Consider the following 25275-nt stretch of genomic DNA (forward strand, 5'->3'; position numbering starts at 1 on the left):
ATGAGAACACGACATGCACCCAGCATTAAAGGTGGTGGCTATTGGCATTGCTCTCGTGGCAGGTTTTTATGGGCCGCAAGTATTTCAAAAATTTAAGTCGGTCATTGAGCACTCAACTGCCGAAGTCAACTTGGATGACTACTGCATGCTTTCAACCACATCGTGTGAGCAGGAATCCATTTCAATGTCGCTTGACCGAGAAACCGCGCAACCTCTTCTACCCACAAAGATAAAGGTCGTTTGGGAAGGTGCTGCATCTGAGACACTGATGTTATCCCTCACCGGTTTAGAAATGGAAATGGGATCAGCGCGTTTTCAATTAAAGAGCATTGGCAACAATACCTATGAAGGTGATGTAATTTTACCTGTATGTACTTTAGATAAAATGACATGGATCGGTGAACTCACTGATGGTGTCGATACTGTAAACCCTGCAATAAGGATGGCAAGATGAGTAGAAATTGGTCGTTAGCATTGGTTGTCGCTTTTGTACTTGGCTTTGGTGTCAAAAGCTATCTTGATGGGCAAAACGAAGTTCAAGAACAACACGCTGCAAAACAAGAGTTCTCCGCAACGACTCTTTTCGGCAAAGACAACCAACCAACGGAAATCTTTGACCAAACCGATGACAGAATTCGTATCGTTTACTTCGGTTTCACACGTTGCCCGGATGTATGCCCCACTTCTTTGGCTATGTTGGCCGGAGCACTTAACCAAGTTTCTGATGAAGCAAAAGCCAAGATTCGCCCAATGTTTGTTTCTCTCGATCCTGAACGTGATGCCGCTGAAGCCTCGTATGAATACGCGCAATACTTCCACCCGATGATGGAAGGACTAAGTGGTCCATTGGATGTCACAACGACTCTGGCTCATAACTACGGCGTTATTTTCAGAAAGACCAAGCTTGAAGGTTCAGAGTTGGAATACACCCTAGACCACAGCTCATATTTTTATTTTTTAAAGCCCGACGGTACCTTGATTACCAAAGTACCGCACACGTTGACGCCAGCGCCAATTGTTGAGGCTATCAACAAGCTGACGCAGTAAAACGTAAAAACAAAGAACTTACTCAATAAAGTTCTAAAAAAGTCAGGTCCCAGACCAAAAACATAAAAATTAAGGACAACAACATGAAGTTAAAAGCACTTGCTCTAGCAGGCTTATTGCTCACCCCTTTTGCTCAGGCTAGTAGCGATATTATGGTTCATGACGCGTACGCTCGTGCAACACCGCCTTCAGCAGTGAACAGCGCGGTATTCACGACTCTGATGAATCACAGCGATAAAGATCGCGCTATTGTTTCTGCAACAACACCTGCAGCAGGTAAAGTAGAACTTCATGATGTAATCATGGATGGCGATGTTATGAAAATGCGCCAAGTTCAAGAGATCACCATCCCTGCAAACGGTGAAGCGGTACTTAAACCTGGTAGCCTACACATCATGTTGTTCGACCTAGCAAGCAGCCTAAAAGAAGGTGAGCAAATCGAGATGACACTGACTTTCGCCAATGGTGAAACGCAGACCTTCGATGCGCCGGTTAAGAAAGTGATGAGCGGCATGAAGAAGATGAATCACGATCATCATTAATACAATACAGCACTAACAAACATTCTGTTATAGCTATAAAAGAAAACAGCCATGATGACGAAAGTTATCATGGCTGTTTTTACTTAATCAAAGTAAAGTTCAAAGCTCTCTCTGCTGAGCCATTTTAAATGCGGGACGAGATGTACAACGTTGCACATAACTCATCAAATTAGATTGTGGGATCTCTTGCTGAAAACTTAGCGCCCACGCTAAGGTGTGTGAAATTAAAATATCAGCAATAGAAAACACCTCACCCAATAGGTATTCGTTACTATCAAGTTGTTGGCTCAAAACTGATAAAGCGTTTTGGAACTCCTTTTGACAGACAGGTAAAATGCCATCCTGACGCATATCTTCGGGGTAAATAAAGCTGTGTTTAGCCATCGTCCACAAAGGTTGCTCAAGCTCACAAACCGCAAAAGAGCACCATTTAGCACAAAGTGCCTTTTCTCGATTGTCACTCTTGTCGCTTGGTTTGATTTGCTCCTTACCGTACTCCTGCGCTAAAAACTCTAAAATCGCTGTTGATTCAGACAAGACAAAATCTCCGTCGACGATCGCTGGCGTTTTACCTGCTGGGTTAATTGCCAAATACGCATCGGACTTATTTTCACCCGATGAGAAATCAACTTTTTTAAAGTTATATTCAATACCGAGCTCTTCTGCACACCAAAGTACGCGAGTAGAGCGGCTATTCGGGGTGCCATAAATATCAATCATGCATTATTTACCTATATAACTAAACACCAGTGACTGATGCAAAAAATACAACCAAGTGAAGCACAACAACCGTGCTAATCATTGAAGTCAATACTCCCTTTATCCAGTTCACTATAATTCCCCCTTGAGCAATAAAGCCAAAGTTCGGTTAATAACATCAATTTAGTCATCTGATTGATTGGATATATCGAACAGAAATCTTCGAATACCAGAAAAGTATAATCACCATAGAAAGAGAGATTCATTTCAAACCACCGTCATAGGACATAAAACATGCTTCGCTTAACAACAATATTATTAACGCTTCCTCTAGCGGCCTGCTCTACAATAAATACTGACTTTGATAAGCAAACCGATTTCTCAATGTATAAAACCTATGATTTCGGCTCGCTTGAAACAGCGACAGAAACAATGAATAAAATGCCGATCAGCATCGATTCAATCAGGATTGAAAGTGCGATCATCAAAGAAATGGATCGTACTGAGGTAGAGTTTGTAGAAGACGGAGGCAGCCTATATGTTCGCTACCAACTTCAGCAAGAATCAGAACTTGTTTCTTCCGGCTCTTCCTTTGGTATTGGCTATGGTCGGAACAATTTCCGCGGGGTAATGTCCACCCCACAAAATTATCACGAACAGACGTATGGACAATTAGTTGTAGAGTTGGTCGATGACCGAACAAACATCGTTGTATGGACAGCGAATTCAAGCCGAAAATTAACTCGCTCAATGAGTTCTGAGGAACGTGGAGAACTGATTTCCGAGGAAGTCGCTGAAATGTTCCAACAGTACCCTTCGTATAAATGAATGAAAACTTCTAGGCTATTACTTCTCTAAATTTTGGTCATTCAGTTTAGAGAGAGGAAAAGCCCAGGCCTTCAAGGAAGAAGGCACCTTAGTCACCAATGTAAGAGAAGCATCAGTAGACCAAAGCTTGATAAATAATACCTCGATTTCTCAATCAAAAGGGTTGATTCACCATAAACCAGAGGTTGGCTCCTTCATTAGAAACAGCGAGGTCCGTACGCACAACTATACCTCCAGCAAATGCTCGTAAAGACACCCCAACGTCCATTTTCATATCTGATGTTAGCTCTTTCAGGTTATAGTCGCTTGCCACCTCTCCCACCTCAACGAACCCAACCAGTTGGAACCAATCGACATTTAAAAAGCTCAACCAATTAACGTTTGTTATCGGGTTATATTTAAGGGTATAACGATACTCACCAGACAAATATAGGCTCGCCTTGTCATGGAAACGATAGGAATCATAGCCACGCATTCGGTTCCAACCTCCTAACGTTGCTCCTTCGTTATAAGGGGGGGAATTCTCAACAAGCCGTCCGCTGTCGGAGTCATTATTTACACTCCAGCTCGGCGAATAACCAGTCCACAGGTTAAAAGCTAAGATTCGTTGCGATGCAAATTGGCTCTGTCCCATTGAAAAGTATTTGCTGACGTCTAACTGAATAAAATTCCAATCGCCATCAGAGTCAATCAAATTGCCATCGCCAGAAAAACTCAGATACTGTCGACTTCCCATACTAGGGTTTGGATAGAAGTCCGTATTATCGTACTGAACACCGAATTCTATGGCATGAAGATCTCCACTGATTTGGTCTTCATTTTCGAAAGACTGATATCGATTGAACTGGTTCATGATGATGGTTGTTGATCCATACTCGAATGGATTCCATTGGTGCCTGACGGGAAGATCGACTAGCAAACCGTTGGATACTCGATAACTCTTGATAATCTCACTTTTACCGGTACCAATCGGTAATATGTACTCTAGTTTAATGTCTAACCAATTAGAAAACCCGCTCGCTTGAATGTTTTGCTCACTGGAAGAGCTGGAGCTTCCTGGTATCGGAACCCCATTAGGATATGGATAATATTCAGCCCCTGTATAAGCCGTATTTTCAGGGTAATACGCATACATTCCATATACAGAGATGAATAGCCTTTCTATACTCTCTACTTGGTAGTTCCAGACTCCTCCTCCCAATGCATAACTATCAGCGCCTCCCGAATACGCAGCTGCACCAACTTTCAGTTGTTCTTGTCCAATACCTTGAAAGACACCACCTACACCCATATTAAAACCCATGGACTCAGTATTAAATGCGAAAGGAATTATCAGATTGTTTTTATTTAATTTAATTTCATTGATACGCTCAAGAACATACTTACTTGAAACTGGCGTAGCCGCCATAGAAGAGAAACTCACTAAGCTAATCACACACACCATAACAACACCTACTATGTTATTTTCAAAGGGGTTAATTAGGCCGCCAACTTTTAAAAAAATCACTTATTATATTTCCATTAAAGCCTTAACATATAAATACACTTACAAGTCACGTGTCACCAAAAAGAGTTAGGAGCAGTGGACTGAGTTATATCGAACACGGTAGAGTGATATTTAGCACAATGTCAATTAGATGAAAAACACACCGTCACTATAAATAACAAGAAACACTGGGAACGTTTCATTAAGTTTTATAGTAGTAGGTAAATATATAGCTAGTTTTATATTTTATTAAAAGCCTCTTCTGTATCATCCATAATGAAAAAGATTTATAAACGTCTTGCCTATCGGCTAAAAGAAATAAATTGTTGAAGCTTACACGTACCTATCCCATCTCATTCTGCCAAACCAATAATTTTTGTGGAAATGCATCAAGGCCTAACGTTTGTGCTTGCTTCATGGCTTTACCTCCTGGCGATGGTGCACCATACATAATGAGATATGTTGGCGGTAACTTGACGTCATTTTGAGCTGCCAGTTTTTGATAATCGATCTCTTTAAAGATCGTTACGTCATCATTACGGCTAATAACCTCAAGTGCTTTTCTGATGGTTTCTTCTAAAGACAATTCACTTTCGATGGTTATCACGTCGTTTTGCGCCATTTTATCACTAGTGAATGAATTCAAAGCGCTCTCGGGCACTCCATTCAAAACATCACTCATAGCCTCATCATATTGTTGCTTTTCCTCGACCGTGAAGCTAACGTTATAACGCTCCTCAAAATAACGAGTTTGATTCCAAATCACGTTGGAGTCTCCATTTTCGTCCATATATACCAATATTTTCAAAGGCATATCTAACGCAATTAAACGTTCTTTTTCTATCAGACTCGACTCCAAAACTGGATCATGAAACATAATTACCTTCGAGGGTAAAAGCGGCTCTTCAGCTTGATTGGCAAGTCTAGAATGATCAATCGCGATAACATTTGACAGTTGAGGTAGGTCTTTAATATTGCTATCAATAATTTCGATATAATCATCAACGAGTTGGTATTTTCCTTCAAATATCTTATTAAAGGAACAACCTACCAATAGAGTACAGCTTAACGCTAAAAAAATTAACTTTCGCATTTACAATGCCCTGAATAATTTTTAAATAGGGGGATGGAGATAGTAATAAAAATGAATAATTAAATAGACCAAGTAAAATCATTCCCCTCAGTCTATAAATATTACTTTTTCCACCTGCGCTTTACATCTTCAGCAAACTCTTCATAGTCACGAACCGGGATAACCTCTTCTAGAACCATGATATTTCTCATTGGTATATCGCCATGAACAATTTGCTCTATTTCATGGTGCTCCATATCAACAACCATTATCACGCCGCGTTGTCCTGTAATTTTATATAGAAACTTAATCTTACCTGCTGACTTAGCTTTTAACGCCGCTTCGGCTTCTTTTTCCCAAAGGTCCCACAGCTCTTTCTCTGTTAACCCCGCATGTTCAACACGCACTTTTACAAAATACATTGAAACCTCTCAAACTATAGTTCCGCTTCCCCATCACCCTGGAAGTAGGAAGTAGGAAGCTGAGTTTAAAAATTCATATTTAGAACTTAAAACCTGTCCGGTCTAACCCATCAAGAATATCTGCCCAGTAATAGACCAAGTTGAAACTGAAGGTGCTCATTTGCGCTTCGCCAGCACCACCATCATTAATGGTCGTCTGATAACCCAATGAGGCATTCAAATTACGCGTAAGATCCGTAGCAACCGTAAAGCCAACGCTTGAAAAGTCCTGACCCTCAAAGCTTCCATTGTTGGAAACTTGAACATTACCGCTGTTGGTATAATCACCTGATTTCACGTAGGAGTAGTCCAAAGAAACCCACACATGTTGGCTTAAATCGTAAGTCAAATGAGCACCGAGGCTGTAACCTAAATCAGTGCTTTGAGAGCCGCCTCCATACATGTCGTCATTATCGCCATACCAAGTGACAGCAGGTAGGAGTTCTAGCGAAGCACGCTTACTTGGCGCCCACACATCTCCTAACTGATACATCATCGGGAAACCCACTCTTCCCCACAATCTGTTCGTGCCCATGTTAATCGCTTGATCCGAGTCATATTCACCAAGCGGTACGCTTAAGTCGACCAATAAGTCCATTTGAAAGCCCGGTTGGTAACGAATCGCTTTAGGTAGCTCATCTAATGCTGGAGAACCGATTAGCCCAATCGTAAATTCAAAAAATGGGTCACCGATACCATTAGTTGAATAATACTGAATAGGCACATTGGATACTGTTTGCCCACCACTAGTTACTTGCCCCGTCGCTGTCACATTCATGTTGCCAACAGGTTGTAAGTAGGAAATACGAGCTGACCTGTCACTAATGGGGAAGCTAATCGAATAGCCCGCTAACGCCATTGTTCCTTCTAAATGAATGTCATCAATACCGGGTTGTGGTAAATGAGCATTACCGTTGTCACCTAATGTAGGGTCAAATGGGTTAATATTTCCGTCAAAGCTGATCCCTAATATAGGTATCGCTTCTACTCCTAGTAACGTACGTTCATAAAACCTTGGAGGTAATGTCAAAGCACTAGCACTGGTAGAAACAATGAGCCCGGCACCCACGAGGTATTTAGTCATTTGATTAACTGAATCTGAATTTATGCTGAATCCTTTCATCATTATTCCTCCTCCACTTGCTTAGGTTCTGCCATCATATCTTGAGGTGGCGTCCATCCTTTTTTGTACAAACCAGGCGGATACTCTGAGCCTTCATCATTGCCCTCTTCAAAACGAAGAGGCCCATCCCACCAATCACTTTCATGGAAATTTCGGCTGCCAAGAATGACATTGTTCTTTGGCACATATTCGTTTTCATAAATTGAGACGAGTTCATTCAATATCTCTGGATGCTTATCAGCTAGGTCGTAACGTTCAGAGAGATCTTTCTCAATGTTATACAGTTGCCACTGCTCATTACCCCAAGGCTTAATATTATTAGAGATTTTCCACTCGCCGCGACGTAATGCTCGTGAGTTACCACTCTCCCAACCAAACCAATCCTCTCCCGTTCGAACCGTTGCCTCAGGATCATTTAACATCTCAAGCCAAGATTTAGCCTGAGTGTATCCATTGGGGAAATCTTGATTGGTCATTTCAGCTAAGGTCAAGAAAATGTCTTGAACATGCATAAAATCATTACGAATACTTCCGGGCTTATGCGGGCTATCTTTCGCCGGTTTAACAATCAGTGCATTACGAATTCCACCTTCCAAGGCAAAGTCTTTATGTCCAAAGAATGGTGCAGCCGAAACTTGCGCCCAACCGGGATCGAGCTCGGTATAGTTATTCTCTGTGCCTTGCAAACGAATATCACCTTGATCAGACCAGTTTCTTGCTTTGAAAATGTAATTTTTCGTTCCAAACGTCGTGATTCTGTCAAAAGTGCCGTTGCCCTCAGGGCCGTTGTCTCCAAAGAACAAAATCATGGTATTGTCATATTCGCCACTGTCCTTCAAGTACTGTATTACACGGTTAAGATGATGATCCATGTTGGTCATCAAGCCAGCATAAAGCTCCATTTCTCTTCCTAGTGCCGCTCTGACAATTGGTGCGAGCATCTCACTATCCGGCACGAACCAATATCGCTCCGCAAGTTCAGTAAACTCAGGAATAATACCCAGCTCTTTTTGCTTGTTATAACGAGCTAATCGTACTGCAGACCAACCTTTGTCATACTGCCCTTGATACATGCTTCTCCACGGTTCATCGACATGCAAAGGATCATGAGGCGCTTGGTAAGAGAGGAAAGCAAAGAAAGGCTTGTCATCCTTTGCTTTATTATCTTTCATGAAAGACAGCATTTTATCGGTGTAAGTCTTACTCGAGTAATAGTTATCTGGCAGCTCTTTAAGGTACTTTCCGTCTTCAGTAAATTGTAGCTTTGGTGCCTCTTCCCACATCGCTAACATACTGTAGTGGCTACCATGATCATCCAGCATAACGAAATCACGATCAAAACCTCTCGCTCTTGGAATCAAATTAGGAAAACGCCCCAGATCCCATTTGCCACTAACAAACGTCGTATAACCTGCTCCCTTCATAAGATCACCTAGGGTGACAAATTCTTCTCGAAGGAAACCCTCATACCCAGGTTTGTCCTTTTGGTTTGGTGCAGTGAATAGACCCATAGTACCGGCGCCCGCACGGTGATGATCAACGCCAGACATTAGCGAAGTTCGGGTTGGGGTACATAAAGGATTGGTGTAATAGTTGTTAAAACGTAGCCCTTCGTTCGCGATAGAATCGATTGTTGGCGTTTGAATTTCACTACCAAATGCACCAACATCTGAAAAGCCCATGTCATCAGCGGTGATGATTAAAACGTTCGGCTGTTTTTCTTGTGCCAACGAGGTATGAGCGTACATCAAAGTGAAACTCATCAGTAAGCTACTGAACACCCGATATTTTCTTTCTTTGTTCATATCAAAATAACCTGAGCCTCTTATTCAATTTCTGTTTACCGGTCTCAATAACCACTTATTTTTCCTCTTGCTTAGTAATCCAATCAATTACCATGTATTCGAATTCTTTATGACTGTCTTGATAACAAAAATGGCCACTGTCTTTAAACACTGTTAATTCAGCATTCGGCATGCGTTCAGCGAGACGTTCCCCATTCTCGACATAGAGAATGGCGTCGTTTTCTCCCCAAAATATTTGAGTAGGTAACTCAATTCTCTCGAGAAGTGGATCAACCGTTGTTAAACTTTTTGGGTAATCTTTGAACCATTGCATTACGGCGGGCATTCGATTGCGATACGATGCGATATAGTCCGAAACCTCTTCTTCATTAGGGCGATAGTTTGTATAACAAACCTTGATACAGCCTTGAATTAAAGACCCAGATCCTGTCACTTTAAAGACAGTGCGCCAGAATGATGAGTCGACCATTTTGCGAATGGCACTTGCATTTGACGAAGGGTCAATCGCTGGGCCATCACCTATCAATAGGCTTTTTACATCGTTGTCATAAGTGCCCGTGTAATAAACGATCGCCGGCATACCAACATCAGGCCCTAATAAGTGTGGTGATTGAATATCAAAATGATTCAAGAAATCTTTTAAAAAGTCACCTTGGGCCTTGAAAGACATATATTCAAACCCGCCAGTACTGCCGCCGAATCCTGGCATATCGTAGGCATATAGGTTGTAGTTTTCAGCCAACCCTGTCCAAATAGGGGCATACGCAAGAATGCTTTGAGGAAAAGGGGAAAGCATCACAAGAGTCGGTTTACCAATCGCTTCAGAATGTGCGTATCGAATATCGACACCATTTATCTTGGTTCGCTTTATTGGCATGGATGGTGTCGTTTCAAATGTTGGGAACATTGGATAGTCGTTTTTTCTTCGCAACTGCTCCAAGCTTTTATATTCAGAAGTCAATAACATCAGTGCCGATGCGTTAATACGATCAAACACGCTAATTTTTTCTATCTTAGGAGTATGTGTCATTAATTAATCTCTATTTAATTCTCTGAAGTTAAAAAACGCTGAAACCATAAATAAATTTCCATCCAATTTATTTATGGTTCTCAAAAAATAGTATTGGGGTTTACTCAACTCAGTATTTACAGCTATCAACAATTGTAGTTGACACCATTATTACTAATATTATCGCCACTACTTTACCGATATATTTGATGTTAACTAACATCGTTGGGGTCTGTTAAAACTCGTTAAATTACGTCATTTATGCTATGTTTATGACCTAATTCACAGAGGTTTGGATGGATCAATGACTATCAACACAACTTACTTTATAAGGGTAAATAGCCTGATGAATTTGTATTACAACGTATGTAATCAATATTATTCAGATCCAATCTCCCCACAGACAATTCCCCAATCCGCGTTTAATCACACAATGAACCTGTTGCCCATTTCTGAGGTATTTCAGCTTTATGAAGAACTCGAATGCTATACAAAAAACCCAAACTTTATGCTCGAGGCTGTGCGCCATTTCCGGGTCGAAGACTTGGGCGGATTAGGCCAATGGATGTTCTCTGGTCATGACTTAATGTCGACGATAAGAAAGGTAAATTACGGCATGGGGTGTATTCAATCCGGTGCTTTTTGGGTTGCTGCACCTGCGGGGTCTATCATCAAGTGGACTTACAACAATCAGTATGACGCAGAACACTTAGACGTTCATGACAGTATTAGAGTCGCTGTTTTGATGTTAAAGATATTGAAGAAATACCTTGGGGTAGATTTCGCTCCGATGCGCGTATTACTTTCTGGGGAGCGTGCGGATGAGAACCTATATCGAGACTATTTTGGCTGTGACGTAACATGGAATCATCATCAAACAGAGATCTGGTTTCATTCCAACTTACGCTTGGCAAATCTGGCTGAAAATCAAGATACCAAACAAACCTTTTCTTTAAATTTTGAGGACTTGGATCGATGCTTAGATATGCCCGATCCAAGCGATGATACTAAATTGGTTTATGAGGCCATCAATTACTCATGTCACTTTGGATTACCGACGCTCGAAAGAGTATCGAAATTATTTGGTCTATCTACACAAACATTTCAACGCAGATTCCACAAGTATGGCCATAACTTCACCGAAATGTGTGGTTTTGTCTTGAGTAATAAAGCCGTCAAGATGCTAAGCCAATCAATGCCTGTCGACGAAGTTGCCCACAAATTGGGATATAGCCACCTAGACAGTTTTACACATATGTTTAAGAAACATCGAGGCATGACACCAAAGCAATACCTCAAGTCATTAGAATAAAATAGAACATCCGCAAAATGTCTCTACTTGCGGATGAGAAAGATTGCATCACCTCGCTAGATGGCTTGGATACTGATCTCGACACGGCGATTGCAGGCTCTTCCGTCTTCGGTTGCATTGTCACAAATAGGGTAACGTTCACCAAGGCCGCTGGTACTGATTCGTCCACCTTTCACTTTTTGATTCACTAAGTAAGCTTTTACTGAATCAGCACGTTTCTCAGACAACTGCTGATTAGAAGCATCATTGCCAGTACTGTCGGTATAGCCTTTGATCTGCAAATACGAATCTGGGTACTCGACCAATATTCTCGCAACACCATTCAATGAATTGTATACCGTCGCTTCAAGTAGGTATTCACCAGAGCGAAAACCGATGCCGTTTTCCATCACCAACACTAACTCATTTTCACCAACACGCTTTACTTGAACGCCTGAATCTAGCAACTCCTGACGCAAAGCTTCCTCTTGTTTATCCAGTGAGTAGCCGACTCCTCCACCGATGAGACCGCCAGCCGTTGCCCCAATTAACGCTCTCTTTTTCCGTTCTTTTGAATTATCTCCAGACAGGAGACCAATCGCAGCACCAGACAAAGAACCAATCGCAGCCCCTTTTGTAGTGGAATTCGTTTCCATCTCACCAGTCGTTGCGTCCTGACGTTGAGTCGCCTGACAGCCCACCAAGCTCGTTAATAGCAACAGAGAGATAATAGGTTTAATGCATCTTTTTATTTCAGAAGATATGAATAGCATAAATATATTCCAGTTAAATTTAGACTTTCGATTAAATATTCACTGAATAGCAAACATATTAAAATTACAGACCACGACTGTGGCCCGTAATTTCATTAATAATCTTATTTTGAATAATTCGGAATTAAATAACCGAATTAACTCTGGTTCTAGATCTAGAAAGAGTAGAAGTAGTAAAGCTGCGACTTCATACGTAAAATGATTCCACGTATTACATCAAGAAACGCCATAAGCTCTGTTGGCTTTTCTCCGCTAATCCAAGCTAAACCAACCGAGCCGACTGGTACGCTATAGCCTTCAGGTTCAAAGACTTTCAACCTAACAAAGTGATGTTTGTTTTGTAGGTTCTTGCCTGTCGTAGAGCGAACATTCTGGTCAAAGCCAAGCAAGTTACTTTGCGCTTCGCCGGTTGCTTCAATAATACCTTCAACCTCTGCCGTGAATACTTTCCCTGGATAAACTGGCGTTGTAAATTCAGCCAATTGACCCGGTTTAACATTTCTAATCGCTTGATGATTCACTCTCATCAATACGTATTTCTCGTTGGTGTACATCTGCAATCGTGGAACTCTAGAAACAAGCTGACCTTCACGAAGAATAAAGTTAGTCACAAAGCCATCAGCGGGTGCATAAATCTTGGTGCTATCAAGATCCCATTTCGCTTTATTCACCTTCTGAATTGTTTCGTTAAAGTCTGACTGACGGGATTCAACCGAGAGTTCCGCTTTGGTTATTTGTAGCTTGGCTTTCTCTACATCAGATTTCTTTTTGCTCAGCTGTGACTCAAGCTTGGCCACAGTGTACACAGCAGAATCGGCGACCGTTTGCTGGTTATCAATCATGCTTTCAGTGATCGTATTACGCACGACTCGGTTTTGTTCAAGATAACGCTTCAACGTTCTTTTCTGTAAGTCTCTATTTGACTGAGCAGCTGAAAGCTCACTTTGTGTCATTTCAAAATCATGTAACGCTGCCTGATAGCTGGATTCAGCGATTTTTACTTCTTCAGCCGCAGTGCTAACCGCTACGTTTGCCGAGTCGCGCGAAATCTTCGCTTGTTCATAAGCAATTTGATAAGGCTCGTTTTCAATCTCATAGATTAACTGCCCTTTCTCAATGCGTTGGTTCGGGGTGATATAAATCTGGTCGACCTTGCCCGAGACATTGGTTGAGGTTGGGCGAAGTTGAATGTGAGGAGACTGCACCACAGAGCCTCCCGACAAATCCATTGGTGTATAGTTAATTAATCCTACCCACACAAATAACAACCAACCACTGCCTCCTAGATAAGCGAATGCTTTAGTCCCTGTGTTCCAAGGCATGCCAACAAGTCTTAATAAATAGATGAACAAACACCAAACCGCTAAACCTTCTAACATTTAGACATCCTCTGATTGATTAACTTGAGCCGGAGAATTCCATAAATCACGCAGTCGGATAATGGCTTTTTCAAAATCTACAAAAGCAATGATAATGGCGAGCACCCACACCCAGTGCCAAATGAAGCCAATCCAAGTGAGCGCGGTAATCAACCCTATCTGATGGTGGTCAGTCTTATGAGCCTTTTGAATAGGGATCTCGTGAAGCTTCCAAAAACCGAACAGGCCAGCCGCTATGGTGCTGATCAGCACGATAGCGGCTGCTATATGTAAAACGGTATCTGCAGAGGTCTCTACATAAGGGATACTGATTAAACTCATTGCTCATACTCTTGTAAATTAAGACCAACACAGGATATATGCCACCCACTTACAACGGCAATTTTAGATAAATTACGTCATATAAAATAACATGTTGATATAAATCATCAGATAATGTGTGCGGTATATCAAAGTAGCAAGGTATTAAGTTCAGTAGCCTGACGCTATTAAGGAGAGCTGATGAGATTCACAGCTAACGCTGCTTAAGTAGGTGGGAATGCCGATAGAAAGATTAGATGACGACAAAACATGGCAAGTCATGCACCAACGTAGATTAAGCAAAGCAGGTGATGTCTGTTGAAGTGGCTTTTTTACCTATACAAGTTTAGGCAGCTATTTCCGAACACAATGTTTTTATCAGTAATGGTTTACACACCATAAATACTAGAACATTAAGCCAATGGAACATTATTCAGCAGGCTTATACCTCAACAAAAGCACAAAGATTTAACATTTAGCTCCAAAAGCACCACATGGCGCAAACAATCACCCTAAAAGTAAACTATTCCTAGACACCCTCTTAGATCCCGCTAATATGACCGCCCATTCCACTAGTGTATAGTTGGATTTGGTACAACTTTATAAAAAAATACATCACTATAATAAATTAACAATTGCAGGTATTTTATGCAAAATCACAACATGCTCGCCCGCATCGCTCGTGGAAATCTCGTTCTACAGATCCTTGCTGGTATTGTTTTCGGTGTCGTTCTCGCCATGGTTTCTCCTTCAGCAGCTCAAGATGCAGGCCTATTAGGTAGTCTGTTTGTTGGTGCTCTGAAAGCTGTTGCCCCAATTTTAGTATTCATTCTTGTTGCAGCTTCTATCGCAAACCAAAAGAAAGGTCAGCATACTCATATGCGTCCAATCATTGTGCTTTACCTGATTGGTACGTTCTCTGCAGCACTGACTGCTGTAGTACTGAGCTTCATGTTCCCAACCACTTTGACACTGGTTGCTGGCGCTGAAGGTGCTAACCCTCCTCAAGGTATTGCAGAAGTTCTTCATACGCTTCTATTCAAGCTTGTAGATAACCCAGTTAGCGCACTAATGAACGCGAACTACATCGGTATTCTTGCTTGGGCAATCGGTCTTGGTCTTGCACTGCACCACGCATCTGCAACAACCAAAGCGGTTTTCGAAGACCTTAGCCACAGTGTTTCACACATTGTTCGCTTCATTATTCGTCTTGCGCCATTCGGTATCTTCGGTCTTGTTTCGGCTACATTCGCAACAACGGGCTTCGATGCACTAGCAAGCTACGGTCAACTGCTAGCGGTTCTACTAAGCTCAATGCTTATCATTGCTCTTGTCGTTAACCCACTGCTTGTCTTTGTAAAGACAAAACAGAACCCATACCCACTTGTACTGCAATGTATTCGTGAGTCTGGTGTAACGGCATTCTTCACTCGTTCAAGCGCTGCAAACATCCCAGTGAACATGAACCTTTGTAAGAAGCTAGAGCTAGATGAAGACACTTACTCTGTATCAATCCCTCTAGGCGCAACCATCAACATGGCAGGTGCTGCAATCACCATCACTGTGTTAACGCTTGCAGCTGTACACACAATGGGTATTGAGATTGATATCTTCACTGCGATTCTACTAAGCCTTGTTGCTGCAATTTCAGCATGTGGCGCATCAGGCGTTGCCGGTGGCTCACTGCTACTGATTCCTCTAGCTTGTGGCCTATTCGGTATCTCAAACGATGTAGCGATGCAGGTTGTAGCGGTTGGTTTCATCATTGGTGTGATTCAAGATTCGGCTGAAACAGCGCTTAACAGCTCAACTGACGTCGTGTTCACTGCGGCTGTATGTAAAGCTGAGCAAAACAAAGCTTAACAGCTCTTGGTATTAGGCTTTAACTCTAAGCTCTAAAAGCAAATAGCACACAAATAAAAAGGGAAGCATTCGCTTCCCTTTTTTGTTGTCTTGGTTTTCTAGATTACGGCTAGAAGCTATATAGCTATATAGATTTATAGATTTATAGCTTCAGTCATTTTTGTCTAACTCATCAAAGCTAACCAACACGTTTTAGTGGTTGCTTTTCCAGCTTGGATCCACTGCTGCCTGACTGAAGTCTAGAGAGTTAGGGCTTGCTTCTTTGTTATGCGTTGCTTGATCGCTGGATGACCCTTGATTCGCAGCACCGCTATCATGGTTTGGCGTCGCCTGCTGGTTGTAATCGACGTTAGAACCTTGCTCACTCGAAGCTTTGGTCTCTATATGACTACCATCGACATTTAGCTCCTCACCTTCTTCATCGGACGCTTCTTTAACCTTCTTAGGGACAGGGACATTGCGTTTGTAGAGCTTGTTGAGCGCCTTAATGATTGAGTGCTTAGTGATTGCTTCTTGGGTCAGCTTGGTCATTATCGGTTTAGTCAGAGCTTGTAAGCCCACGACGGCATCCACACCGAGTTCACCGCCTACTTTATCCCTCAAATGCTTGGCTTCTGAGTAACCAAAATGAGCCGATAGAAATAGCCAGATATAAGCGATAGCGTTGCCGTGTTCACCATGGTCAATCCAAGCTTCACCTGCTCTAAACATGGCTTCTGCACTGTTCTTTTCTGCGGCCGTCTCAAACCAGTAAACAGCCTCACCATGGTTAGGCTCAACACCAACACCGTTCAAATAACTCATACCGAGTTTGATCTTGCCGTCTAAGCTATTCTTTTCCGCAGCTTTTTGGTACCACTCGACAGAGCTTTCGGCAGAGTAGTCTGGGTTTTCTTTATCTAGACACCAGTCACCGATAAACAGCATTGCTTCAGTATTACCACCAGCCGCAGACTCTTCAATATAGGTATAACCTTTAGGGATGTTTTTATCAGTTCCACGACCAAAGACGAGCGCTTTGCCCATCTCAAATTTCGCAGACACGTCATTGTCCAATGCGGATATCGCAAGCTGCCAAAAGTTGGCTTTTTCTCTTAAAATCAGGTCTTCTTTACGCTTCATGCTTAGGCGCACAATGCCGTACATGCCATTGATATTATCGAGTTGCGCCGCTTTGTCGTACCAATACAGAGCTTCCTTAATATTGTTACGTTCAGCTTCTTTTGCCAAATACAGTATCGACGGTACATGCCCGGTTTCGGCTTTGAAGTGACGCTCTTTTTGCTCTTGTATGCGCGCTTTTTCAATCGCTTTTCGATAAGCGACAGCACGAGCCTTACGTTCTTGTTCCAAGCGCTGCTTTCTTAGCGATAAAGAGATCAGCCACACGGCGACAAGTATTAACGAAAGAGCCGTCGCACCAATTGCGATTCCCATTGTACTCATAAAATATTTTAACCTAACTCGGCTGATACTAGCCCCGATACCGGGAAAGTGATCAACCCATAGTGAATGGTATGTTTCTAGTTACAGGGAAAAGCGCCGTTATTAAAACGTTCCGCCCTAAAATGAACTTAGTTCAGTATCTCAGGAATACATAGCGATAAAAAGTCTACTAAGACCTATCCTTATGCACTCCATAAATGGTGTGATCTTGCTTCAATAGAGTTCGATAATGAAGACCACCTTTAAGCAAAATAATCTTAAAAAACGACAACGAAATTGATGAATACCTATTAGCAATCCCATGTCGCTGTAGTTAGTTCAGTTGGCCGTATATGTAAGCCAGTTCAGCAACCGTTTTAGCAGAAAATTTCTTCATTAAACTCGCTCGGTGTACTTCTACCGTTCTCATCGCGATACATAACTCATCAGCGATTTTTTGGTTACGTTTTCCGTCAATGATCTGCTTAAGAATATCGATTTCTCGGTCAGTCAACGATGCATACGCTTGGCGGTAAACATTCATGTGTAAATGCTTTTCAGAAGCGTCCAAACCTTGTTTGATCGCCTCAGCTAACTCACCGCCTTTAACTGGCTTTTGGAAGAAGTTCACCGCGCCGGCTTGTAAGGCTTCAACCGCCATTGGCACATCACCGTGACCCGTCAGGTAAATCACCGACAGTGGGCTCTGCGCCTTCACCATCAACTCATGAACTTGTTGCCCTCTCATTTCAGGCATTCGGCTGTCTAACACCACGCAACCTGGCGCACTCAAATCCACTGAGTCCAGAAAGCTCGGGCCATCTTCATAGGCTGACACCGTAAAATCATGCTCTTCCAATAAGAACACCAATGAGTCACGCATCGACTCATCGTCATCAACCACATAGACCGGCAACGTTTGATGAAGTTCAGACATAACAAGATTCCTTATGAATCATTTGAAATAGAGGAAGGTAGTGTCACCGCGACATGACAACCATGAGGAGTCAGTGAAGTAATGCTCATTTTGCCACTGTGGTCTTCAATCACATCTTGGCAAATCGCAAGCCCTAATCCCAAGCCGTTTTCTTTGCTGCTCACAAAGGCTTGAGTGACTTGTTGCTCGGTAAAATCTAAGCCCGTGCCGTTATCGATAACCGACAGCATCATTTTATCCGGTTGATACTCGGTAATCACTTTAATTGTCGATGGTTCGTTATTTTTGTTACCAATATCAGACGTAGCGCTTTGTTCGCGATGCATCTGAGCATTACACGCATCAGTCGCATTGTTGATCAAATTTACAACTACCTGCTGCAATCCGACAGGGTCAACATATAGCGTGATAGGTTTACCCACAACATAACGTTCAATGGTTATCTTGTGTTTCTCTAATCTAAACTGCAGTAGCTCGATGGTATCTGTAAGAAGCACTTCTATATCAATTTGAGATTTATCTGATGAGCGTTTTTTGATCATGTTTCTTAGGCGCTGGATGATCGCATCAGCACGGTCCACTTGAGACTGTATCTTCTCAAATACAGGCTCTATGTCAGTCAGCGGTTTGTTCTTCGAAATCCGCAGTAAACCACCTTCGCTATAATTCCGAATAGCTGCCAAAGGCTGATTAATCTCGTGTGCCAAGCTACTTCCCAGTTCACCAACTACCGCGATTCGTTGTGAGTGCTCTAGCTGTTCACTCTTACTTTTCAGCTTATACAGCGTCGCTTCTAGTTGCTTTTTGCTGCGACTGAATTTGTATTCTAGCCAGAAGTGGTAAGCATTCAGAGACACGACAAGAATAAAGAACGCCCATGCCCACTGTTGATTGTACTTGAGCCAGATTAACGCTTCTTTCCACCAAGGTTGTTGCAGTGGATGCATGTCGAGTTGTTGATATAGCTTATCGATCGACAGCAGGCTTGTCGGTGACGTCCAGCCCGATGCATTCGCTGCAATGGCGGGCGCACTGCTTTTTGGCATAGCAAATAACACCTGACTCATTTGTTTCGCCAGTGCCGAAGACGCTCGCTCTGTTTTGGCAAACGACCAGTTAGGATACAACGGTGTAGACACCTGACATCGGAACCCTTCTGGTGCTTGATTCTCGATAACACGATATTGACCCGCCACCAGCAAACCTTCGCTGATCATGCTCTCGACCAAACACGCAGGCACCACCGCAGCTTCAATGTGCCCTTCACGCAGTTGATACAAGCTAGCATCAATAGGGAAACCTAAGAACTGAGTATTAGAGAAAAAGTGATTGGGGTTGAGCCCTTGTTGCATCACTTGGTAACGCATAGTGAGGTAACCACCAAAAGCATTTTCAGATACTGCCGCAATCGGCTTACCGCTAAGTTGTTCGAGAGAGATATAAGGCGACATTCTTCTCACCACCAAGGCAGAACCAATGCTACGTGTATTACTGGTGCCTTGAGCTTCAAAGTTATGACTGGTCATGGTTGCCATCCAAGAAAGCGCATACTGGCGTCCTAATCGAACCGCCTGACCGGGGTTGGTGATGACAAAATCAACAGTGACATCTTTTACCGCTTCGGCCATCTCTTCCAAGTTGAAAGGCTTGAGAACAAAGTATTTTCCGGGAATGCGCTCCGACAGCCAATCCATTGTCGGCTGCCAACGCTGCTGAGCGGAAAGCTTACCTCGAGTCGCCAACACGCCAACCTCTATGATTTGCTCAGACTCAACAGTGCTTGTCGTTGCAATCTCTTGCTCCGATTGAGCGGCTAAACAGATTCCTGCGGTTAAGCTCAACCAACAAAGGCCAACGATTGATATTAGGTTTCTGACTGTCACTGAAATCTCTTTCTCCAAATGGACTGTTTATTCAATTTATTCTCGATTCATTTTATGTCAGCGGCGTGTTTCGCGCTTAGCTCATGCTTGAGCGCCTTAAATAAGCCTCTAAAACAAAGCATAACAGCTAGATTGGTAAAACCACATTTGTTCTAGATCAACTTTGATCTGGGTATGTGGAAATCCACAATACCCCGTGAACGGTCAAAAACTGACAATGAGCCTAACAGATCGAATACCCATTTATAGGTACCTCTATGGACTCATTGAAAAGACGGTTTCTTAGCCAATTCGGCAAGGTTTCCGCTGGTGCTGCGCTCATTCCCATTGCCGGAATCAACACCGCAGTCGCAAGCACAGCCATTCGTAATAACAACCAACCTGACCGCAAAGGCGAAATAGGCAAACGCTACGCCATGGCGATTGATTTACGTAAGTGCGTTGGCTGTCAGGCGTGCACTGTTGGCTGTAGCGTTGAAAACCAAGCACCAATTGGCCAGTTCAGAACCACCGTAAAACAGTATGAAGTCTCCCTTGATGATGGTTCGACGGCTCAACAAGACGTGAAATCATTCATGTTACCTCGCCTATGTAATCACTGTGACAACGCCCCCTGCATCAAGGTTTGTCCTGTTCAAGCGACCTTCCAGCGTGAAGATGGGATAGTGATGGTCGACAACGAACGCTGCGTAGCCTGTGCTTACTGCGTTCAAGCTTGTCCTTACGATGCTCGTTTCATTAATAACGACACCCTTACCGCAGACAAATGTACCTTCTGCGCACACCGCCTCGAAGACGGCTTACTGCCTGCTTGTGTAGAAACCTGTGTCGGTGGCGCGCGTGTCATTGGCGACCTTAAAGATCCAAACAGCGAGATCAACCGTCTGCTCAATGAAAACCAATACGACATCAAGGTGCTTAAGCCAGAGCAGAATACCAACCCCCATGTTTTCTATATCGGCATGAACGAGCGATTCGTTAGCCACATTGAAGGCCAACCTGCGATTTATGATCCAGCCGCCATCGATAACTCATCCTCTAGCAAACAAGAATTGGCAATCGCGACACAAGGCAAACAAGGAGAGACAGCATGAATATCACTGAGGTGTTAGTTCCCGCTCAAGAGATCGCTTGGCTACCGTGGGCGGTTCAGTATTTCTTCTACATAGGTTCGGCTTACGCGGCGGCGATTCTGTTTTTGATTGCCCTGATATTTAAAAATTCAACCAGTCATCAATTTCGTGCAGCCCTTGTGCTTGTGATGGCAATCGGCGCGATTGTTGGGCCATTAGCGCTTACTGGTGACTTGCATCAACCCGGACGTGCGTGGCATTTCTATGCTCACATCACGCCTTGGTCATGGATGTCATTAGGCTCTTTGTTTCTACCTCTATTCTCTGGTCTGGCTGTCGCGACGGCTTGGGTTTACCTGCGTGACGACATCGCACAGCTTAAACAAAGTGAAAACCCATTTCTAAAACGTTTGTCTTGGCTGACGCTAGGTAAATGGCAAATATCATCAAAGCTGATGATTGCACTCGCTGCTGTGACGGCTATTTCGGGCCTAAGCATCGCGCTTTATACAGGTGCCGAGATTGCGATTTTGGCGAGCCGACCGCTTTGGCATCAACCGGCTTCTCCACTACTTTGGTTCACGACCGCATTCTTTGCTGCTACGGGTTTAACGCTGTTGATTTGGGCTCTGCTGCCTTCAAGCAAACCAAGCTTAAAACCAACAGACCTAGCTCTGATACAAAGAACCATTACCTTAACGGGTGGCCTTGCCATCATTCTCACGTCGATTTGGGCATCTAACCATGGTCACTTCAGCCTGTATGAGAACGACGCTTGGGGCATCAATTTAGGCATCATGACCACCAGCATTTTGCTGTGCATGATCTTGGTTCTACCACTGCAACGCCTATCGCAAAGTAAGCTAGGAATTATCTGTGTTGCGCTTGCGACCATAGTTTCTGCATGGGCGGTACGTTGGGTCACCATGATGGAAGTTCAAACCATTCCCCGTTTTGATGTGGGTGCATTCCCTTATGAACTGCCGATGGGTAGCGCAGGATTACTCGGCATTGTTGGTATGTGTGGCCTTTGGCTAGCACTTGCGTTGTTCGCCTCTGAGATCGTGTCTGCTGGATCGTCAAGATCAACTGGCTCTGCGACAAAGACAGCATCTAAGCCAAACCAAAACACATCATCACCACTTAACCGCTCACATAGCTTGTAGTCTGAGGAATCATCATGGATAACAAACGTCGTCAATTTTTGAAAACAGGCCTTGCTGCCGGTGGTGTTGGAGCTTTTGCTGCAGGTTATGCGACAACCACAAAACACATGGTTCACGGTGCTATCGATGGCACTGCCGGTAAGAAAACCAATCACATCCACCACGGTAATTCGTTAGAGACGGAATACAGTGTCGATGAGCAAGGTAAGATCTCGCCAAATCCAAACCAACGTGTTGCACCCTCTATGTGTTTTGGTTGCTGGACACTGTGTGGATTGCGTGTACGTATCGATAATCGCAATGACGAGATCTTACGTATCTCAGGTAACCCGTACCACCCGCTATCAAGTGATCAGCAGATCCCGTTCAAAACACCGGTAAAAGATGCCTACATTGGCTTGTCTGGTGAATCAGGCATCAATAATCGCTCGACAGCCTGCGCCCGTGGTAATGGCATGTTGGAGATTCAAAACAGCCCATACCGAATCACTCAACCGCTCAAACGCGTTGGTAAGCGTGGTGAAGGCAAGTGGGAACCAATCAGCTACGAACAACTTATCTCTGAGATCACCGAGGGTGGTGACTTATTCGGTGAAGGTGAAGTTGAGGGCTTACGATCGATTCGTGACATCGAAACACCACTCGATCCAAACAACCCTGAATACGGACCAAAAGCCAACCAACTGCTTGTGACCAATGCCGGTAATGAAGGCCGTGACGACATCTTGAAGCGCTTTGCATTTAACAGCTACGGCACACGCAACTTTGGTCACCACGGCTCTTACTGTGGTTACGCGTTCCGTGCGGGTTCAGGTGCGATCATGAACGATCTAGACAAGTTCTCGCACTTAAAACCAGATTTCAACAACGCAGAGTTCATTCTTTTCATCGGTATGTCTCCGGCTCAAGCGGGTAACCCGTTTAAGCGTCAAGCAAGACAGCTGGCTGAGGCTCGTACCAACGGAAAACTCAGCTACACCATAGTGACACCGAGCCTTCCAGCAGGATCGTCAAGCCTTGCGGCGGGCGATCGCAATAACTGGCTACCGATCAAACCGGGCACCGATTCAGCATTAGTTCTGGGTATGATCCAATGGATCATCGAGAACCAACGATACAATCACGACTTCTTGTCTCGCCCAAGCGCACAAGCGATGCAAAAAGCAGGCACCACACACTGGTGTAATGCATCTCACCTTGTGATCAGTGACGAGTCGCACCCACAAAATGGGCGTATGCTTCGTGCATCGGATATAGGGTTGCTAGAAACAGGCGAACCGATGTCTGACGATGACGGATTTATCGCACTTAATGTGACAACGTCACTGTTATCATCACATATTCAGGTGAATGAAGCGGCTCTGTTCGTCGATCAAGACGTAGAAATCGATGGTCAGACTGTTCGTGTTAAGTCTTCTCTACAAAGATTGAAGGAAGAAGCCTTCAAATATGACCTTGCATACTACAGTGAGCAGTGTGAAATCCCACAAGACCAGATTATTGCGTTGGCAAAACGCTTCACCAGCTACGGTACAAAAGCAGTCGTGGATACTCACGGTGGCAACATGCACACCAACGGCTTCTATAACTCGTTCTCTATTCTGATGCTGAATGCTCTGATCGGTAACATCAACGCAAAAGGCGGCGCGATGGCGAAAGCGGGCGGCTACCCAACTTCCGTTGCTGGCCCACGTTACGACTTTACCAAGTTCAAGGGTAAGACTAAGCCTCAAGGTGTGTTCTTGTCCCGCAGCAAGTTCCCGTATCACAAGACCAGCGAATACAAACGTCGCGTTGCCGCAGGCGAGTCACCTTACCCGACTCGCGCGCCGTGGTACCCAATCTCAGCGCCGCTTTTAACCGAGCACTTATCAGCTGCGATTGATGGCTATCCTTACCGCGCAAAGGCATGGATCAACCACATGGCGAACCCACTTTATGGTGTTCCGGGTTTAGACAACTTGCTGGGTGAAAAGCTTAAGGATCCAAAACAGCTTGGCTTGATCGTGTCTATCGATGCCTTCATCAATGAAACGACTGCCTTATCGGATTACCTAGTGCCAGACACGGTGACCTACGAAAGCTGGGGCATGGCAACCCCGTGGCATGGCGTCGCGACCAAAGCGATCACCGCTCGTTGGCCGATTGTTGAGCCTAAAACCTCACGCACTCAAGACGGGCGCGCCATCAACCTAGAGAACTTCTTTATTGATCTGGCGAAAACACTGGGCTTAGGTGGCTTTGGCGATAACGTAATCAAAGACAACCAAGGTAACTGGCACGGTATTCATAGCGCTGAAGACTTCTACCTGCGCTCAGCGGCTAACTTAGCATTTGCAAAAGGCGGTGTGCCGAATGTAGACGCGGAAGATATTGTTTGGTCTGGTCTAGAGCGCCTTATACCTGTAATGAACAAAACGCTTAAACCAGAAGAGATGCTCAAAGTGGCGTATATCTTTGCGCGTGGCGGTCGTTTCGAAGACGCAACCAATGCCTACACCAATGAAACTATGAAGTACAAATGGACCAAACCTTTGGCTATCTGGAATGAAAAGCTGGGTACCTCTCGCAACACCATCAGTGGCGAACAGTACATGGGTTGCCCGACATGGTATCCACAAAAACTGGCAGACGGCACGCCTTTGGCTAAACAGTTCCCAGTAACAGAGTGGCCATTTACGCTAACTAACTTCAAGTCCAATATTCACAGTGCGGTGTCTAACTTGTCACCACGTTTAGAGTCGATCAAAGGCGTGAACCCAGTTTACATTCACCCGCAAGACGCCTCTTCTGCTGGCATCAAAACTGGTGACGTATTTGCCATTGAAACACCGAGTTCAACCACACACGCGTTGGCGATGGTGATTGATGGCATCAAACAAGGCACATTAGGCTTTGAACACGGCTTTGGACACAAAGAGCTCGGTGAGCGTGCACACTGGATTGGTGACACACAACAACCAGTGAAGATGAAGTCGAACGATGGCGTTAACATCAATGATATAGGCTTGATTGACCCGACGAGAGAAGGCAAAGGCGTCATGTTGGATTGGGTTGTGGGGGCAGCAGCAAGGCAAGCGCTTCCGGCTAAGATCTACAAGGTCTAGCTTAAA

Annotated in this window: 22 protein-coding genes; 9 read left to right on the forward strand and 13 right to left on the reverse strand. The window is 43.9% G+C overall.

Annotated elements, in window-relative coordinates; all coding sequences use genetic code 11:
• Window positions 1–13 precede the first annotated feature (13 nt).
• From OCU90_RS22795 to OCU90_RS22805, 3 genes are all read left to right on the forward strand, one after another.
• Complete coding sequence (locus OCU90_RS22795; protein WP_061022220.1) at window positions 14–454, forward strand: hypothetical protein; 441 nt, start codon at window positions 14–16, stop codon at window positions 452–454.
• Window positions 451–1047, forward strand: a complete 597-nt coding sequence (locus tag OCU90_RS22800) for an SCO family protein (protein WP_004732104.1) — start codon at window positions 451–453, stop codon at window positions 1045–1047. Before OCU90_RS22795 ends, OCU90_RS22800 begins: the two co-directional genes overlap by 4 nt.
• Window positions 1048–1130: 83 nt before the next feature.
• Window positions 1131–1589, forward strand: coding sequence for a copper chaperone PCu(A)C (locus OCU90_RS22805; RefSeq protein WP_017061862.1), 459 nt, complete (start codon window positions 1131–1133; stop codon window positions 1587–1589).
• Window positions 1590–1688: 99 nt separating this feature from the next.
• Here OCU90_RS22805 and OCU90_RS22810 read toward each other — a convergent pair whose 3' ends face one another.
• On the reverse strand, window positions 1689–2309 hold the full coding sequence (locus tag OCU90_RS22810) for a glutathione S-transferase family protein (RefSeq protein ID WP_017081826.1): 621 nt from the start codon (window positions 2307–2309) through the stop codon (window positions 1689–1691).
• A gap of 273 nt (window positions 2310–2582) precedes the next feature.
• Here OCU90_RS22810 and OCU90_RS22815 point away from each other — a divergent pair, with 273 nt between their 5' ends.
• A complete protein-coding gene (locus OCU90_RS22815) occupies window positions 2583–3116 on the forward strand; it encodes a DUF4136 domain-containing protein (protein ID WP_017081825.1) in 534 nt (177 codons plus the stop codon).
• 154 nt (window positions 3117–3270) lie between these two features.
• Here OCU90_RS22815 and OCU90_RS22820 read toward each other — a convergent pair whose 3' ends face one another.
• The 6 genes from OCU90_RS22820 to OCU90_RS22845 form a co-directional block, all read right to left on the reverse strand.
• On the reverse strand, window positions 3271–4623 hold the full coding sequence (locus OCU90_RS22820; protein ID WP_017081824.1) for a BamA/TamA family outer membrane protein: 1353 nt from the start codon (window positions 4621–4623) through the stop codon (window positions 3271–3273).
• A 322-nt stretch (window positions 4624–4945) separates the two neighbouring features.
• Window positions 4946–5695 carry a DUF302 domain-containing protein gene (locus tag OCU90_RS22825; RefSeq protein ID WP_061022222.1) on the reverse strand — a complete coding sequence of 250 codons (750 nt, stop codon included), beginning with the start codon at window positions 5693–5695 and terminating at the stop codon, window positions 4946–4948.
• Between the two features lie 101 nt (window positions 5696–5796).
• Window positions 5797–6096, reverse strand: coding sequence for a muconolactone Delta-isomerase family protein (locus tag OCU90_RS22830; RefSeq protein WP_061022223.1), 300 nt, complete (start codon window positions 6094–6096; stop codon window positions 5797–5799).
• Window positions 6097–6175: 79 nt separating this feature from the next.
• A complete protein-coding gene (locus OCU90_RS22835) occupies window positions 6176–7261 on the reverse strand; it encodes a transporter (RefSeq protein ID WP_017081820.1) in 1086 nt (361 codons plus the stop codon).
• Entirely contained in the window at window positions 7261–9063 is a 1803-nt protein-coding gene (locus OCU90_RS22840; protein ID WP_081089959.1) for an arylsulfatase, read from the reverse strand. The genes OCU90_RS22835 and OCU90_RS22840 overlap by 1 nt, the downstream gene beginning before the upstream one ends.
• A 55-nt stretch (window positions 9064–9118) precedes the next feature.
• A complete protein-coding gene (locus tag OCU90_RS22845; RefSeq protein ID WP_061022225.1) occupies window positions 9119–10093 on the reverse strand; it encodes an alpha/beta fold hydrolase in 975 nt (324 codons plus the stop codon).
• A gap of 283 nt (window positions 10094–10376) precedes the next feature.
• Here OCU90_RS22845 and OCU90_RS22850 point away from each other — a divergent pair, with 283 nt between their 5' ends.
• Window positions 10377–11384, forward strand: a complete 1008-nt coding sequence (locus OCU90_RS22850; RefSeq protein ID WP_017081817.1) for an AraC family transcriptional regulator — start codon at window positions 10377–10379, stop codon at window positions 11382–11384.
• Between the two features lie 56 nt (window positions 11385–11440).
• On the opposite strand, the gene OCU90_RS22855 is transcribed toward OCU90_RS22850, so the two are convergent.
• From OCU90_RS22855 to OCU90_RS22865, 3 genes are all read right to left on the reverse strand, one after another.
• Entirely contained in the window at window positions 11441–12103 is a 663-nt protein-coding gene (locus OCU90_RS22855; protein ID WP_029224309.1) for an OmpA family protein, read from the reverse strand.
• A 188-nt stretch (window positions 12104–12291) separates the two neighbouring features.
• Window positions 12292–13515, reverse strand: coding sequence for an HlyD family secretion protein (locus tag OCU90_RS22860; RefSeq protein ID WP_017081815.1), 1224 nt, complete (start codon window positions 13513–13515; stop codon window positions 12292–12294).
• Complete coding sequence (locus OCU90_RS22865; protein WP_017072398.1) at window positions 13516–13836, reverse strand: hypothetical protein; 321 nt, start codon at window positions 13834–13836, stop codon at window positions 13516–13518. It abuts the gene before it with no gap.
• Window positions 13837–14463: 627 nt separating this feature from the next.
• On the opposite strand from OCU90_RS22865, the gene sstT reads away from it, so the two are divergent.
• Window positions 14464–15678 (forward strand): serine/threonine transporter SstT, encoded by a 1215-nt coding sequence (gene sstT / locus OCU90_RS22870; protein ID WP_017068938.1) that lies wholly within the window; start codon window positions 14464–14466, stop codon window positions 15676–15678.
• A gap of 192 nt (window positions 15679–15870) precedes the next feature.
• Here sstT and OCU90_RS22875 read toward each other — a convergent pair whose 3' ends face one another.
• From OCU90_RS22875 to OCU90_RS22885, 3 genes are all read right to left on the reverse strand, one after another.
• Window positions 15871–17115, reverse strand: coding sequence for a tetratricopeptide repeat protein (locus OCU90_RS22875; protein ID WP_061022226.1), 1245 nt, complete (start codon window positions 17113–17115; stop codon window positions 15871–15873).
• 322 nt (window positions 17116–17437) lie between these two features.
• Window positions 17438–18040 (reverse strand): response regulator transcription factor, encoded by a 603-nt coding sequence (locus tag OCU90_RS22880; RefSeq protein ID WP_061022228.1) that lies wholly within the window; start codon window positions 18038–18040, stop codon window positions 17438–17440.
• 11 nt (window positions 18041–18051) lie between these two features.
• Window positions 18052–19923, reverse strand: a complete 1872-nt coding sequence (locus OCU90_RS22885) for a sensor histidine kinase (RefSeq protein WP_061022230.1) — start codon at window positions 19921–19923, stop codon at window positions 18052–18054.
• A gap of 257 nt (window positions 19924–20180) precedes the next feature.
• Here OCU90_RS22885 and dsrO point away from each other — a divergent pair, with 257 nt between their 5' ends.
• From dsrO to OCU90_RS22900, 3 genes are read left to right on the forward strand one after another with little or no spacing between them, the layout of a single operon-like run.
• Window positions 20181–21017, forward strand: a complete 837-nt coding sequence (gene dsrO, locus OCU90_RS22890; RefSeq protein ID WP_061022232.1) for a sulfate reduction electron transfer complex DsrMKJOP subunit DsrO — start codon at window positions 20181–20183, stop codon at window positions 21015–21017.
• Window positions 21014–22162 (forward strand): NrfD/PsrC family molybdoenzyme membrane anchor subunit, encoded by a 1149-nt coding sequence (gene nrfD / locus OCU90_RS22895; protein WP_061022234.1) that lies wholly within the window; start codon window positions 21014–21016, stop codon window positions 22160–22162. The genes dsrO and nrfD overlap by 4 nt, the downstream gene beginning before the upstream one ends.
• 14 nt (window positions 22163–22176) lie before the next feature.
• On the forward strand, window positions 22177–25269 hold the full coding sequence (locus OCU90_RS22900; protein WP_061022236.1) for a tetrathionate reductase subunit A: 3093 nt from the start codon (window positions 22177–22179) through the stop codon (window positions 25267–25269).
• Window positions 25270–25275 lie beyond the last annotated feature (6 nt).

The organism is Vibrio splendidus (assembly GCF_024347615.1).
GTDB lineage: Bacteria > Pseudomonadota > Gammaproteobacteria > Enterobacterales > Vibrionaceae > Vibrio > Vibrio splendidus.

Excerpts from the sequence above, each read along its gene's own strand:
- OCU90_RS22825 (WP_061022222.1), bottom strand. The coding sequence starts at position 5,695 with ATGCGAAAGTTAATTTTTTTAGCGTTAAGCTGTACTCTATTGGTAGGT.
- OCU90_RS22840 (WP_081089959.1), bottom strand. The coding sequence starts at position 9,063 with ATGAACAAAGAAAGAAAATATCGGGTGTTCAGTAGCTTACTGATGAGT.
- OCU90_RS22835 (WP_017081820.1), bottom strand. The coding sequence starts at position 7,261 with ATGATGAAAGGATTCAGCATAAATTCAGATTCAGTTAATCAAATGACT.
- OCU90_RS22830 (WP_061022223.1), bottom strand. The coding sequence starts at position 6,096 with ATGTATTTTGTAAAAGTGCGTGTTGAACATGCGGGGTTAACAGAGAAA.
- OCU90_RS22845 (WP_061022225.1), bottom strand. The coding sequence starts at position 10,093 with ATGACACATACTCCTAAGATAGAAAAAATTAGCGTGTTTGATCGTATT.
- OCU90_RS22860 (WP_017081815.1), bottom strand. The coding sequence starts at position 13,515 with ATGTTAGAAGGTTTAGCGGTTTGGTGTTTGTTCATCTATTTATTAAGA.
- OCU90_RS22880 (WP_061022228.1), bottom strand. The coding sequence starts at position 18,040 with ATGTCTGAACTTCATCAAACGTTGCCGGTCTATGTGGTTGATGACGAT.
- OCU90_RS22875 (WP_061022226.1), bottom strand. The coding sequence starts at position 17,115 with ATGGGAATCGCAATTGGTGCGACGGCTCTTTCGTTAATACTTGTCGCC.
- OCU90_RS22795 (WP_061022220.1), top strand. The coding sequence starts at position 14 with ATGCACCCAGCATTAAAGGTGGTGGCTATTGGCATTGCTCTCGTGGCA.
- OCU90_RS22850 (WP_017081817.1), top strand. The coding sequence starts at position 10,377 with ATGACTATCAACACAACTTACTTTATAAGGGTAAATAGCCTGATGAAT.
- OCU90_RS22810 (WP_017081826.1), bottom strand. The coding sequence starts at position 2,309 with ATGATTGATATTTATGGCACCCCGAATAGCCGCTCTACTCGCGTACTT.
- OCU90_RS22815 (WP_017081825.1), top strand. The coding sequence starts at position 2,583 with ATGCTTCGCTTAACAACAATATTATTAACGCTTCCTCTAGCGGCCTGC.
- OCU90_RS22900 (WP_061022236.1), top strand. The coding sequence starts at position 22,177 with ATGGATAACAAACGTCGTCAATTTTTGAAAACAGGCCTTGCTGCCGGT.
- dsrO (WP_061022232.1), top strand. The coding sequence starts at position 20,181 with ATGGACTCATTGAAAAGACGGTTTCTTAGCCAATTCGGCAAGGTTTCC.
- OCU90_RS22865 (WP_017072398.1), bottom strand. The coding sequence starts at position 13,836 with ATGAGTTTAATCAGTATCCCTTATGTAGAGACCTCTGCAGATACCGTT.
- nrfD (WP_061022234.1), top strand. The coding sequence starts at position 21,014 with ATGAATATCACTGAGGTGTTAGTTCCCGCTCAAGAGATCGCTTGGCTA.
- sstT (WP_017068938.1), top strand. The coding sequence starts at position 14,464 with ATGCAAAATCACAACATGCTCGCCCGCATCGCTCGTGGAAATCTCGTT.
- OCU90_RS22805 (WP_017061862.1), top strand. The coding sequence starts at position 1,131 with ATGAAGTTAAAAGCACTTGCTCTAGCAGGCTTATTGCTCACCCCTTTT.
- OCU90_RS22800 (WP_004732104.1), top strand. The coding sequence starts at position 451 with ATGAGTAGAAATTGGTCGTTAGCATTGGTTGTCGCTTTTGTACTTGGC.